Consider the following 430-nt stretch of genomic DNA (forward strand, 5'->3'; position numbering starts at 1 on the left):
GTCTTCTCCATCTCTAAATAGTCAAAGGCTATATCTGGCAGAACAGAATAATTGTTGAGCATACTTTTATAACCCTTCATAAGATAGGCATAAATATCTGGTGCGTTCTTTTCAAATTCTTCAACAATTGTGCTTACCTTAAAGGCTGTCGCATATAACATCGCCCACGCATGCGTTATCACCATCTTCCTTTGCGAGCAAACCGTATAAACCTTCAAAAGAACCTACATCACTCCAAAGCACATCCATGGGCACCAGCGCACCCCTTTTGGTCTTCTCCATCTCTAAATAGTCAAAGGCTATATCTGGCAGAACAGAATAATTGTTGAGCATACTTTTATAACCCTTCATAAGATAGGCATAAATATCTGGTGCGTTCTTTTCAAATTCTTCAACAATTGTGCTTACCTTGAAGACAAAGTTGCCCGAG

Annotated in this window: 1 protein-coding gene; it reads right to left on the reverse strand. The window is 39.5% G+C overall.

All coding sequences use genetic code 11. The features are described 5' to 3' along the window. Positions 1–138: 138 nt before the first annotated feature. A partial coding sequence (locus N3D17_07920; GenBank protein ID MCX8083287.1) for a mannose-1-phosphate guanylyltransferase/mannose-6-phosphate isomerase occupies positions 139–430 on the reverse strand: 292 nt, incomplete at its 5' end.

Source organism: bacterium (genome assembly GCA_026414725.1).
Lineage (GTDB): Bacteria > Ratteibacteria > UBA8468 > B48-G9 > JAFGKM01 > JAAYXZ01.